Source organism: Streptomyces sp. NPDC102462, from assembly GCF_044765425.1.
Lineage (GTDB): Bacteria > Actinomycetota > Actinomycetes > Streptomycetales > Streptomycetaceae > Streptomyces.
On sequence record NZ_JBIWKB010000005.1, the window covers coordinates 221,502 to 233,953 of the forward strand.

Consider the following 12,452-nt stretch of genomic DNA (forward strand, 5'->3'; position numbering starts at 1 on the left):
CGCGACCAGCCACGATGGCGCCGCAGCCGACCGACGGCAGGTCGCGCCCCCGAAGACGCGCGGGGCTGTATTCGACAGGCGGCTCCGCCGCGCGGGCGCGACCCGCGCGGCGGAGCGCCGGCATCGAAGACGAACAGGCTCCAACACATGGACACGCCCACGTGGTCTAGTCCACAATGCGTACAGGTACCGCGTACGGCAGGACCGTACGACGTAGCCCCAGTCATCCGTCTTCCCCGCACAGGAAGGCGGACCGAGGAACCGGAGCTCTCTGCCCTGACTGCCCCGGCTCCTCATCCTTCGGCCGATCGGGACCGCACACCCCACGGCCGTTGCTGCTCCGGGCTGCGGTGCCGGGAGGGTTGAGGGTCCCTCTCAGGCGCCGCGGCCCGCGGGTGTTCCCAAGGCCGGGCAACGGCTGTTTTCAGGGCCGGACAAACCGCCGGGTACGCTCGCACATGTGCCCTCCATGAACGAACTCGTACGCCAGCACACCGCCCTCGACGACTCCGACCTCGAGTGGCTGCATCTGCTGGTCTCGGAGTGGCAGCTGCTCTCCGACCTCTCCTTCGCCGACCTGGTCCTGTGGGTCCCCACCCGCGACGGCACCCGGTACGTGTCGGTCGCCCAGATGCGCCCCAACACCGGCCCGACCTCCTACCAGGACGACATGGTGGGCCATCTCGTCCCGCGCGGCCGGCGCCCCATGCTGGACGCGGCGCTGGACGAGGGCCGGATCGTGCGCGAGGGCGACCCCGAGTGGCGCGAGGAGGTCCCGGTCCGGGTCGAGTCGATCCCCGTGCGCCGTGCGGCCCGCGTCCTCGGTGTCATCGCCCGCAACACCAACCTGCTGACCGTGCGCACGCCGAGCCGCCTTGAGCTGACGTATCTGCAGAGCGCCTCCGACCTCGCGCAGATGATCGCGGCCGGTTCCTTCCCGTTCCCGGACCAGCAGGTCGACATGGACGCCTCGCCGCGCGTCGGCGACGGTCTGATCCGGCTCGACGCGGACGGCATCGTCCAGTACGCCTCCCCGAACGCCCTCTCCGCCTACCACCGGCTCGGCCTCGCCGCCGACCTGCTCGGCCACCACCTCGGCCGGACCACCGCCGAACTCGCCCCGACCCGGGGGCCGGTGGACGAGGCGCTGGCCAAGGTCGCCAGCGGCTGGGCACCCCGCGAGTTCGAGATCGAGTCGCCCGACGGCGTGATCCAGTTCCGGGCGATCCCGCTCAAGCCCAAGGGCACCCGCATCGGTTCGCTGGTACTGCTCCGGGACGTCACGGAACTGCGGCGCCGCGAACGCGAGTTGATGACCAAGGACGCGACGATCCGGGAGATCCACCACCGGGTGAAGAACAACCTCCAGACGGTCGCCGCCCTGCTGCGTCTGCAGGCCCGGCGCATCGAGTCGGAGCGCGGCCGGGAGGCGCTGGAGGAGGCGGTGCGGCGGGTCGGCTCCATCGCGATCGTGCATGAGACGCTGTCCCAGAACCTGGACGAGCGCGTGGAGTTCGACGAGATCGCCGACCGGGTCCTCGCGATGGTCGCGGAGATCTCGCCGGGCAAGGTGACCGGGCGGCGCAGCGGACGCTTCGGCATACTCGACGCCGAGGTGGCGACCCCGTTGTCGATGGTCCTCACCGAGGTCCTGCAGAACGCACTCGAACACGGCTTCCGCGAGGGCGAGACCGGCACCGTCGAGGTCACGGCGGTCCGCGGCGGCACCACCACGGAGGCCCGACTCCTCGTCACCGTCCAGGACGACGGCGTGGGTCTGCCGGAGGGCTTCGACCCGCACCGCTCGGGCAACCTCGGGCTGCAGATCGTACGGACGCTGGTCGAGGGCGAGTTGGGCGGTACGTTCGACATGGTGCCGGCGCCCGAACGGGGGACGCAGGTGATCCTGGACATCCCCGTGCCGGCGCAGAAGTAGCCCCGTACAGCAAAAGACCCCGGACCCGCGTCGGGTCCGAGGCCAGTGCTCGTTGCTGCGTGTTCTAAGCGCATCGGGGGTACTGCGCGCTGCGGCTCGGGGGCGGGAGATGCGCACTCGCTGTACGCGCCGCCAAGCTCAGGCCGTCGTGCAGGGGTGGGAGTGTCAGGCGGTGGCCTGACGGGCCCGGTTGCGAGCGGCGCGGCGCTTCATCGCGCGGCGCTCGTCCTCGCTGAGACCACCCCAGACGCCGGAGTCCTGACCGGACTCAAGCGCCCACTGCAGGCACTGCTCGATAACCGGGCAGCGACGGCAGACGGCCTTGGCTTCCTCGATCTGCAGCAGCGCAGGACCGGTGTTGCCGATGGGGAAGAAGAGCTCGGGGTCTTCCTCGCGGCAAACGGCGTTGTGACGCCAGTCCATGGCTGCTACCTCTCCTTGGTATTACATGCAGGTTGCTTGTGAATGTGAACGCTTTCACGAATCCCTCAACAAGTGAAGGGCCGACCGCCGGGTTCCCTGGCGTGGTCCTGTGGTTTGAAGAGGGGTTCCGGTGATCAGTGGAGGCCGGTGTTGCGGGCCGTCCCGATCGCCACGTAGAGACTCGCAAACCTCAGCGGCGGATACAACCCCTTCCGAAAAGTTTTTTTTGATTCCTCGGTGTCGACTAGGTCACAGCCGTACTTCCATGGGGTGGAGCCTGGCCTAAACGTTCGAGTGAAAGGACTTTGGCCCGTTCCGCTCACACAATCACACGCAGTGCACGGCGTACGCCTGTGAACGTCACGCTCGTACGCAGTCCGAGGTGGTCGCCGTCCATCTGGAGGGGCAGTGGCACCTTCGAATGCAAGGTGAAGCGGTCCATGTCGTGCAGGGACGCGACGTGCTTGCCGCGGGGTCCGCGCTCGGGGGACGAAGTGAGCAACTGGGTGCCATACCGGGCAACCGCGGCCGTGGACAGGCGGCTGAGCCCGAAGACGTCGATGCCCTTGTCGAACGAGGCCTTAGGCGACGTATACATCGGGCGATTGCCGAGATACGTCCAGGGAGAGGTGTTCGAGACTATCGCCACGACGAGATCGTCAACCGGGTCGGCGCCCTCACGTTCGAGGGTGATCGTGCCCCGTCTGCGGTTCGGCTCACCGAGGAACTGCCTCAGGACCTGACGGACGTACAGGGCGTGGGTCGACGTCTTGCCGAGTTCGCGCTGCTGCTCGACGCGGCCGACGACGCCGGCGTCGAAGCCCAGGCCCGCGTTGAAGGTGAACCAGCGCGCCGGGACCGACTCGTCCGCGGTGCCGGGGGTGCCCGCGGTGAGGCCGAGGCCGACGACGCGCTCCCGCTTCTCGCTCAGCGCGTTCAGCAGGGCGCCGGTGGCCTCGACGGGATCGTTGGGCAGGCCCAGCGCGCGGGCGAACACATTGGTGGAGCCGCCGGGCACCACCGCGAGGCCGGGCAGGCGGTCGGGGTCGGGGCCGCCGTGCAGCAGACCGTTGACGACCTCGTTGACGGTGCCGTCGCCGCCGAGCGCCACGATCAGGTCTATGTCGTCGCTGTCCGCGGCCTGCCGGCCCAGGTCGCGCGCGTGCCCCCGGTACCGGGTGGTGACCGCCTCCAGCTTCATCTCGCTCGCCAGGGCGTGGATCAGTACGTCGCGCGTACGTGCGCTTGTGGTGGTTGCCGCCGGATTGACCACGAGTAGTGCACGCATGGGGTGCAGCGTACCTACTGGGTGGTACCGGGCCCAGACCGAGGGTAGGGATCCGGTAAGAGGTGAGGGCGTCGGCCTGGACACCCGGGGTGGAGCGGCGGCGGCTACGCTGCTGGGGTGAGCAGTGAGCAGAACCCCTCCCCGAACCCCGCGGCTGCCGACGGCCCGCGTCCGCGCCGGCTGACCCTGGCGGCGGCGCTGGCCGCGCTGGAGGGCGCCGCGCTGGTGATCGGGGGCGTGTGGACGTTCGTCCTGGGCCTCACCGGGGCGCCGGACGACCGGCGGCAGGCCATCACGCTGGGCGTCACCCTGATCGTCCTGGCGCTGCTGCCGCTGCTTGCCGCGCGCGGTCTGCTGCGGCGGCGCAGCTGGAGCCGGGGGCCCGCCGTGATCACCCAGATCATGGCCCTGCCGGTGGCCTACAGCCTGCTCCAGGCCGACAGCGTGGCCATCCCGGCGGGCATCGTCCTCGCGGTGGTGGCGGTGACGGCCCTGATCCTCCTGATCAACGCGGAGACCACCCAGGCCCTGGGAATCCACACCCCGGGCCACACCCGGGAGCCCAGACGCTAGATCCGCGCCCAAGGCGCGCGAACGGTCTGGAGCCGCGTCAGCGCGCCCTCGACGCCACCGCCGAGATCACCGGAGAACGCGGGTACGAGGAAACCTCGCTCGCCTCGGTCAGCGTCGGCGCACGGCAGCGACTGGGGTGCCTGCGGCAGTGGGGCGTCCTGGAAAAACCGACCGCGGGGGCGCGCGGGCTGTCGCGGAAAGACGCGTGCGGCGTCACCTGAGGGGGCGCGCGGCAGGGGCGGGATGCCCCGGAGCTGCCGACTACGTGGGCCTTGGCCATGTGGAGCGTGCGGGGGCGTAGTGGGCGTGCCGGAGCCGCAGAGCCCCGATGCTGGATCCCGCTCCCGCGGGAGGGGTCGGCACCCCGGAGTGGACGTCGCCGACGGGGGGCCGCGTACCGGAAGATGACGGTCGCCGGAGGCGATGCCCTCGCCGCGGCGGCGCCTCTCGCTCCGGCCCTGGGTTCGGGCCTCGGTGGGTCGGCTTCGCCGCCGCGCCGGCGGACTCGTGCCGGGCGGGCCCGGCCACGCGAAGGACGTCACCTCTGCGCGCGGGCCCTTCGCCGTGACGGCTCGCGCGCCGGGGACGTCACTCCTCCAATGGCGGGCTCCAGCGGGCGCAGCCCCCGGCTCCCGCTGCCGGAGCGTGCTGCTGTGGCCGGCCGGGCGCCGGCTACTCCTCCACGAGGAGCTTTTCGCGGAGCTGGGCCAGGGTTCGGGCCAGCAGGCGGGAGACGTGCATCTGGGAGATGCCGACCTCCTGAGCGATCTGCGACTGGGTCATGTTGCCGAAGAAGCGCAGCAGAAGGATCCGCTTCTCACGCGGCGGAAGGTCTTCGAGCAGCGGCTTGAGGGACTCGCGGTACTCGACGCCCTCCAGCGCCTCGTCCTCCGCGCCGAGCGTGTCGGCCACCGCCGGTGACTCGTCGTCGGTGTCGGGGACGTCCAGGGAGAGCGTGGAGTAGGCGTTGGCCGATTCCAGCCCTTCCAGGACCTCCTCTTCCGAGATCGCCAGCTTCTCGGCCAGCTCGTGCACCGTGGGGGAGCGGCCGTGCAGCTGCGACAGCTCGGCCGTGGCCGTGGTCAGCGCGAGCCGCAGCTCCTGCAGCCGCCGCGGCACGCGCACCGCCCAGCCCTTGTCCCGGAAGTGCCGTTTGATCTCACCGACGACCGTGGGCGTGGCGTACGTGGAGAACTCCACTCCGCGCTCCGGGTCGAACCGGTCCACGGACTTGATCAGGCCGATGGTGGCGACCTGGGTGAGGTCGTCCAGCGGTTCGCCGCGATTGCGGAACCGGCGCGCAAGGTGCTCCACGAGCGGCAGGTGCATGCGGACCAGCTGATTGCGCAGCTCCGCGTACTCCGGACTGCCGTCCTTGAGCGTGCGCAGCTCGATGAACATGGCACGTGCCCCGCTGCGGTCCTGAGGATCGTGTTGCGTGCCTGGAACGCCCTGGGCGCCCGGCGCGTCGTCCGCGGAGTTTCGCTCGTGCTCGCTCATCGTCCCGCCCGTCGCCCTTCCCCGAGCCCTCGCCTCCGCTCGGACTGGGGACACGACCCCGTTCCGTCCCGCCGAAGGCGCGCTCTGCATGGCACCGTCCCGATCGGCCTGCGCGGAGTCGTCCTCCGGATGCGGCCTGGCCTGTTCGGGGATGCCGTCGATGCCGTCCGCCGGGCGCCGAGATCCGCTCGGGGCGCCCTTGCCCTCGGCGGGCAGTTCCCGTGTGCCGCGCTCTTCGTCCCGCACCGGCCCGTCCCCGTTCCTCACGCCGGCCCGGGTCCCGCGCCGCGCTGTTTGTACAGGCTGATCGACACGGTCTTGTCCTCGTCGACGGCCGAGGAGACCTTGCCCGCCAGGGCCGACAGCACGGTCCAGGCGAAGGTGTCACGCGAGGGGGCGTGCCCGTCCGTGGTCGGCGCCGACACCGTGACCTCCAGCGAGTCGTCGACGAGGCGGAAGACACAACTGAGCACCGAGCCCGGCACGGCCTGCTGGAGCAGGATCGCGCAGGCCTCGTCCACCGCGATGCGCAGGTCCTCGATCTCGTCCAGGGTGAAGTCCAAGCGGGCGGCGAGTCCGGCCGTGGCCGTCCGCAGCACCGACAGGTAGGCACCCGCAGCCGGCAGCCGGACTTCCACGAAGTCCTGGGTCGCGGGCTCGCCTGCGATCTGGGACACCCTCACCTCCAAGGTGGTACAAGCTCTACAGGGCCGAGGGTCGCCCCCCGGGGTAACGCGGTTCCTGGTTCAGCGGTGACGCTATCGCGCTCCGAACTTTTCTGTCCCCGGGACCCCAACCCCTGTCGTTACTCACAGTAAAGCTGTGGATACGCTCCGTGTCTAGGGGTCTGCGGGCCCAAATGGGAAGAGCGCGCGCCGGTTTGACGTACCCAGGCGTCAGACGGTCGAACCGTCGGGACCGGGCGTCGTCATGCAGTGTCACACGAGGACATGGTCGACGAAGCACCACCGCCAGTTCTCGCCCGGCTCGAAGGTCCGCATCACCGGGTGACCGGACTGCTCGTGGTGCCCCGTCGCGTGCCGGCCCTGCGAGGAGTCGCAGCAGCCGACGTGGCCACAGGTCAGGCAGAGCCGCAGTTGCACCGGGTGCGTGCCCTGTGCGAGACATTCCGGGCAGGTCTCGGTGCGCGGCTCCGGTTCGGGGTGCGGCAGCGCGTCGGCGTGCGTGCACTGTTTCATGATTGCCAGATTACGACGGGCGTGCGGTTGACCGCGCGGAAAAAGAGGGCGGGCGAGGACATGAACGTGATTCCGCTGCTGTTGCTGGTGGCGGGCAGCGCGGCGGTGGCGGGGGCCGCCCGGCGCATCCCGGTGCCGGCACCGCTGCTGCTGGTCGCGGTCGGACTGGCGGTCTCGTACGTGCCCGGGGTGCCCGAGTACGCCCTCGACCCGGAGGTCGTCCTGCCGCTCCTGCTGCCTCCGCTGCTGTACACATCGGCGAGCGACAGCTCCTATCTGGACCTGCGCGCGCAGCTGCGCCCCGTGGCGCTCCTGTCCGTGGGATACGTGCTCTTCGCGACGTTCCTCGTCGGCTGGGCGGTCTACCTGATCGTGCCCGGGATGCCGCTGACCGCCGCCCTGGTGCTGGGCGCGGTGGTGGCGCCGCCGGACGCGGTCGCGGCGACGGCGGTGGCCCGCCGGGTCGGGCTGCCCTCCCGGATCACGACCATCCTCCAGGGCGAGTCCCTGCTGAACGACGCCACCGCGATCACCGCGTACAAGGTGGCCCTCGCGGCGGCCGTCGGCGAGGGCGCCACCTGGGCCGGCGGGATCGGCGAGTTCCTGCTCGCGGCGTTCGGCGGCGTCGGCGTCGGCCTGGTGCTGATGGCCCCGCTGCACTGGCTGCGCACGCACCTGAAGGAGCCCCTGCTCCAGAACACGCTCTCCTTGCTGATCCCGTTCGTCGCCTACAGCGTCGCCGAGCAGGTGCACGCCTCCGGTGTGCTCGCGGTCGTGGTCGTCGCGCTGTATCTGGGACACCGCGCGTGGGAGGTCGACTTCGCCACGCGGCTCCAGGAGGAGGCCGTCTGGAAGATGGTCGCCTTCGTCTTGGAGTCGGCGGTGTTCGCGCTGATCGGACTGCAACTGCCGGTCGTCCTCAGGGGGCTCGGATCGTACGCGGGCGCCGAGGCCGCCGGGTACGCGGTCGCCCTCTTCCTGGTGGTGGTCGCGGCCCGGTTCGTGTGGGTGTATCCGGCGACCTTCCTGCCCCGGCGGCTGTCCGCCCGGATCAGACAGCGAGAGGCCGACCCCACCTGGCGGGGCGCGATGATCACTTCGTGGGCCGGGATGCGGGGCGTGGTGTCGCTGGCCATCGCCTTCTCGATCCCGGTCACCACGCACGGCGGAGCGCCCTTCCCGCAGCGCAACCTGATCCTCTTCCTGACGTTCACGACGGTCATCGGGACGCTGGTGGTCCAGGGACTGTCGCTGCCTCCGCTGATCCGGGCGCTGCGCTTGCCCGGCCGCGACCCGCAGACGCAGACCCTCGCCGAGGCCAATGCCCAGGCGCAGGCGTCCCGGGCCGCCGAGGCACGCCTCGACGACCTGCTCTCCGACGAGCGCAACGCCCTGCCGCAGCCGCTCGCCGACCGGCTCCGCACCGTCCTGGAACGCCGCCGCAACGCCGTCTGGGAACGGCTCGGCGCGGTGAACCCGGTGACCGGTGAGACCGCCGACGACACCTACCGCCGGCTGTCCCGGGAGATGATCAGCGCCGAACGCGATGTGTTCGTACGGCTGCGGGACGGCCGCTACATCGACGACGAGATGCTGCGCACGCTGCTGCGCAGACTGGACCTGGAGGAGGCGGCCGCGTACCGGGAGACCGCCTAGCCGCGCTCGGGGAAGGGGCGGCCCGTGACGACGGCCGCGACGGTCGTGCCGGGTGGGAAGGCGCCCTCGTCCGCCAGGGCGACGAGTCCGTAGAGCAACTTGGCGACATAGAGACGTTCCACGGGTAGGCCGTGACGCTGTTCGAAGTCCTCGGCGAAGGCGTCGAGTTCGGGGGTGGTACGGGCGTAGCCGCCGCAGTGGAAGCGGTCGTCGAGGGACCAGGAGCCGCGCGGGGCGCCGAAGGCGCGCTCCTGGAGCGCGCGTACCTCGGCGGCCAGGAAGCCGCCCTTGAGGACCGGTATGCCGAGGGCGCACCGGCCGGGGGCGAGGCCGGCGGCGAGACCGGCCAGGGTGCCGCCGGTGCCGCAGGCGACGGCGACGACGTCGGCCTGCCCGCGCAGTTCCTCGCCCAGGGCCCGGCAGCCGCGTACGGCTTCGGCGTTGCTGCCGCCCTCCGGGACGACGTGGGCGTCCTCGGCGCCGGTCGCGCGCAGCAGGGCGGCCAGGGTCCGCGGGTCCGTCTTCTCGCGGTACGTCGACCTGTCGACGAAGTGCAGCCGCATGCCGTCGGCCGCGCACCGGGCCAGGGAGGGGTTGAGGGGGCGGTCGGCCAACTCCTCGCCGCGGACCACCCCGATGGTGCGCAGGCCGAGCAGGCGGCCCGCGGCGGCGGTGGCCCGCAGATGGTTGGAGTACGCCCCGCCGAACGTGACGATCGTCCGCCCCGCCGCCGCGGCCAGGTTCGGCGCCAGCTTGCGCCACTTGTTGCCGATCAGCTCCGGGTGGATCAGGTCGTCCCGCTTGAGCAGCAGACGGACCCCGTGCCGGGAGAACCGCCGGTCGTCGACGACTTCGAGGGGCGACGGGAGCCGGGCGGCAAGAGACCCAGAAGCGACCACGCCGCCATTGTCCCCCCACGGCGACCCCAGCGACACACGACCTACCGGCAGCCACCGCCTGGCCGCCTATCGGCAGCCACCGCCGTCTGCCGCTCGCCGCCGTCCGGGCGTTTGCCCTCTGCCGCTCATCGGCAGCCGCAGCCGCAGCCGTCTGCCGCCGCCTGGCCGCCTATCGGCAGCCGCCGCCGTTCGGCTGCCTGCCGCTCGCTGCCGTCCGTCCGTCCGCCGTCCGCAGCCGTCTGGCTGTCTGCCGCTCGCTGCCGTCCGTCCGTCCGCCGTCCGCAGCCGTCTGGCTGTCTGCCGCTCGCTGCCGTCCGGCCGTCTTCCGGCAGCCGCCGTTCTTCGACTGCCTGCTGCTGCCGTTGCCTGGCCGCTTGCCGCCTGCCGTCGTCCGCCGCCTGTGTGTCTATCGGCAGCCGCCGCCGACCGGCTGCCTGCCGCTGCCTGGCTGCTTGCCGCCTGCCGTCGTCGGCCATCCGCCACCTGGCCGTCTATCGGGCAGCCGCGCCGTCTGCCCGCTGCCTGCCGCTCGCCGCCGTCCGGCCGTTTGTCGTCCGCTGCCGACCGGCTGCCTACCGTCCGTCGTCGCCCGGCCGGCGGCCCGGCGCTTGCCGGCCGCTGCCGTCAGTCGGTCAGGCGCTCCTTGATGCGTTGCCTCAGCCAGTTCATGGTGAAGCCGCGGGGGTCCACCTTTCCCGGCTGCCACTCCAGGTGGCCGATGACCGAGCGTTCCGTCCAGCCGTGGTGGCGGCAGATCGCCGCGGACACCCGCTCGATCGCCGTGAGCTGGGCCGCCGGCCAGGGGTCCTTGCCGTCGCCCAGGTTCTCGCACTCGAAGCCGTAGAAGTGCCGGTTGCCGTCGGTGTTGGCCTCGTTGTCGGGCGGAAGCGCCGTCTCGGCGATGACCGCGCGGAGCACGTCGTCGTCGCCGAGCCCGGCGTGGTTGGCCCGGCCGTGGCCGACGAGGTGGACCTTGCCGTCCTTGGTGATCACACCGTGGCACAGCGGACCCGGCAGTTCGGGGTGGCCGTCCCGGCAGATCTCCACCGTCGCCTCGCCGCCGCTGGTCACCGTGTGGTGGATCATCACCCCGTGCACGGGCCCCCACGCGCCCTTGTGGTTGCGATTGTGATGCTTCCAGTCGCCGACCTCGACGACCGTGACACCCTCCGCTCTCAAGGCGTCCCGAAAACGGCTCGCGGACATGGGTGAAGCCATGGACGCCTCCTTCATGCCGGATGTGAGTCACTTGCTGCGATCGATCGAACACGGTAAGTGTCAATGAAATCGGACGTCTTGGCCACCTTGTTCGGGTGTCGTGCGAGTCGATCCGGACACGGCGCGCGCCCGGCGCCGTCCGGCCTGGAAGTCCCTCTTCCTGCCCACTGGTGCGATGATCCATTCCCGCTCTTTTGGGTAATGGTGTGACCACGCAGCGTGATGGAAGTCTGGTCGCGAGCGAGGCCGATGCCCGGCGCAGTTCGGTGCCGGTGCAGACTGGGAGGGCAATTCTCTATGTCGGTAGGCGAAGAGGTCCGCACGGATCAGGGCAAGCCGCAGCAGTCCTTGGACACGGCGGCAGCGCGGAACCTGGCCACCACCACCAAGTCCGCGCCCCAGATGCAGGAGATCAGCTCCCGCTGGCTGCTGCGGACGCTGCCCTGGGTGAACGTGCAGGGCGGCACGTACCGGGTGAACCGACGGCTGACGTACGCCGTCGGCGACGGCCGCATCACTTTCGTGAAGACCGGCGACCAGGTCGAGGTGATCCCCGCCGAACTCGGCGAACTGCCGGCCCTGCGGTCCTACGAGGACGGGGCGGCCCTCTCCGAACTGGCCCAGCGCTGCCGTCAACGCGACTTCGCCCCGGGCGAGGTGATCGCCTCGTTCGGCGGCCGGGCCGACGAGGTGTTCCTGCTGGCGCACGGCCGGGTGGAAAAGCTCGGCACCGGCCCGTACGGCGACGACGCGATCCTCGGGGTCCTCGCCGACGGCGCGTACTTCGGTGAACAGGCACTGCTCGACCCGGACGCCATCTGGGAGTACACGGCCCGCGCGGCCACCACCTGCACCGTGCTCATCCTGACCCGCCAGGACTTCGAACAGGTCGCGGAGCGCGCGGACTCCCTGCGCGATCACCTGCGGCGGCTGCGCTCGATCCCGGCGCAGCGCACCAACAAGTACGGCGAGAAGGCGCTCGACCTCGCGGCCGGCCACTCCGGTGAGCCGGACATCCCGCACACGTTCGTCGACTACGAGGCGAAGCCCCGTGAGTACGAGCTGAGCATCGCCCAGACCGTGCTGCGCGTCCACACGCGCGTGGCCGACCTGTACAACCAGCCGATGAACCAGACGGAGCAGCAGTTGCGGCTCACCGTCGAGGCGTTGAAGGAACGCCAGGAGCACGAGCTGGTCAACAACCGCGCGTTCGGTCTGCTGCACAACTGCGAGTACGACCAGCGGATCCAGCCGCACGACGGCGTACCCAGCCCTGACGACATGGACGAGCTGCTGAGCCGCCGGCGCGGCACCAAGCTGTTCCTCGCCCACCCGCGTGCCATCGCCGCGTTCGGCCGAGAGCTGAACAAACGCGGACTCGTCCCCGAGACCGTGGACATCGGCGGCAACCGCATCCCGACCTGGCGCGGGGTGCCGATCTATCCGTGCAACAAGATCCCGATCAGCGAGGCCCGCACGACCTCGATCATCGCCATGCGTACCGGAGAGGAGGACCAGGGGGTCATCGGCCTCAGGCAGGCGGGGATCCCGGACGAGATCGAACCGAGCCTGTCCGTCCGCTTCATGGGCATCAACGAGCAGGCCGTCATCAACTACCTGGTGACCGCCTACTATTCGGCGGCGATCCTGGTACCGGACGCGCTCGGTGTCCTGGAGAACGTCGAGATCGGCCGGTGGAGGTGACGTCTCCGCACGTCGCAGCCGTGTTCTTGCCCACTCGGCTGGGTACACCCTCGGGG

The 12,452-nt window shown here is 70.8% G+C and carries 11 protein-coding genes; 4 read left to right on the forward strand and 7 right to left on the reverse strand.

Annotated features, from left to right (window positions below; all coding sequences use genetic code 11):
• The first annotated feature begins 460 nt into the window (after positions 1–460).
• Positions 461–1,936: a sensor histidine kinase gene (locus tag ACIRFL_RS07000; RefSeq protein WP_404024783.1), complete on the forward strand. Its 1,476-nt coding sequence runs from the start codon at positions 461–463 to the stop codon at positions 1,934–1,936.
• Between the two features lie 165 nt (positions 1,937–2,101).
• Here ACIRFL_RS07000 and ACIRFL_RS07005 read toward each other — a convergent pair whose 3' ends face one another.
• Together ACIRFL_RS07005 and ACIRFL_RS07010 are read right to left on the reverse strand one after the other, a co-directional pair.
• Complete coding sequence (locus ACIRFL_RS07005; protein WP_007491230.1) at positions 2,102–2,359, reverse strand: WhiB family transcriptional regulator; 258 nt, start codon at positions 2,357–2,359, stop codon at positions 2,102–2,104.
• Positions 2,360–2,678: 319 nt separating this feature from the next.
• On the reverse strand, positions 2,679–3,647 hold the full coding sequence (locus ACIRFL_RS07010; protein ID WP_404024785.1) for a diacylglycerol/lipid kinase family protein: 969 nt from the start codon (positions 3,645–3,647) through the stop codon (positions 2,679–2,681).
• Positions 3,648–3,764: 117 nt separating this feature from the next.
• On the opposite strand from ACIRFL_RS07010, the gene ACIRFL_RS07015 reads away from it, so the two are divergent.
• Positions 3,765–4,220 carry a hypothetical protein gene (locus ACIRFL_RS07015; protein ID WP_404024787.1) on the forward strand — a complete coding sequence of 152 codons (456 nt, stop codon included), beginning with the start codon at positions 3,765–3,767 and terminating at the stop codon, positions 4,218–4,220.
• A 672-nt stretch (positions 4,221–4,892) separates the two neighbouring features.
• Here ACIRFL_RS07015 and ACIRFL_RS07020 read toward each other — a convergent pair.
• The 3 genes from ACIRFL_RS07020 to ACIRFL_RS07030 all read right to left on the reverse strand — a co-directional run bounded on the left by ACIRFL_RS07020 (position 4,893) and on the right by ACIRFL_RS07030 (position 6,919).
• On the reverse strand, positions 4,893–5,966 hold the full coding sequence (locus ACIRFL_RS07020; protein WP_404024789.1) for an RNA polymerase sigma factor SigF: 1,074 nt from the start codon (positions 5,964–5,966) through the stop codon (positions 4,893–4,895).
• 17 nt (positions 5,967–5,983) lie between these two features.
• A complete protein-coding gene (locus ACIRFL_RS07025; RefSeq protein ID WP_004925829.1) occupies positions 5,984–6,397 on the reverse strand; it encodes an anti-sigma regulatory factor in 414 nt (137 codons plus the stop codon).
• 261 nt (positions 6,398–6,658) lie between these two features.
• Entirely contained in the window at positions 6,659–6,919 is a 261-nt protein-coding gene (locus tag ACIRFL_RS07030) for a UBP-type zinc finger domain-containing protein (RefSeq protein WP_404024790.1), read from the reverse strand.
• Positions 6,920–6,979: 60 nt separating this feature from the next.
• Here ACIRFL_RS07030 and ACIRFL_RS07035 point away from each other — a divergent pair, with 60 nt between their 5' ends.
• The gene (locus tag ACIRFL_RS07035) at positions 6,980–8,575 is read left to right on the forward strand and encodes a Na+/H+ antiporter (RefSeq protein ID WP_404024792.1); all 1,596 of its coding nucleotides are present in this window, start codon (positions 6,980–6,982) and stop codon (positions 8,573–8,575) included.
• On the opposite strand, the gene ACIRFL_RS07040 is transcribed toward ACIRFL_RS07035, so the two are convergent.
• The gene (locus ACIRFL_RS07040) at positions 8,572–9,474 is read right to left on the reverse strand and encodes a 1-aminocyclopropane-1-carboxylate deaminase/D-cysteine desulfhydrase (RefSeq protein WP_404024794.1); all 903 of its coding nucleotides are present in this window, start codon (positions 9,472–9,474) and stop codon (positions 8,572–8,574) included. The two genes, ACIRFL_RS07035 and ACIRFL_RS07040, sit on opposite strands and share 4 nt — an antisense overlap.
• A gap of 624 nt (positions 9,475–10,098) precedes the next feature.
• Positions 10,099–10,692 (reverse strand): N-acetylmuramoyl-L-alanine amidase, encoded by a 594-nt coding sequence (locus ACIRFL_RS07045; RefSeq protein ID WP_404024797.1) that lies wholly within the window; start codon positions 10,690–10,692, stop codon positions 10,099–10,101.
• Between the two features lie 297 nt (positions 10,693–10,989).
• On the opposite strand from ACIRFL_RS07045, the gene ACIRFL_RS07050 reads away from it, so the two are divergent.
• Positions 10,990–12,396: a family 2B encapsulin nanocompartment shell protein gene (locus ACIRFL_RS07050; RefSeq protein ID WP_404024800.1), complete on the forward strand. Its 1,407-nt coding sequence runs from the start codon at positions 10,990–10,992 to the stop codon at positions 12,394–12,396.
• Positions 12,397–12,452 lie beyond the last annotated feature (56 nt).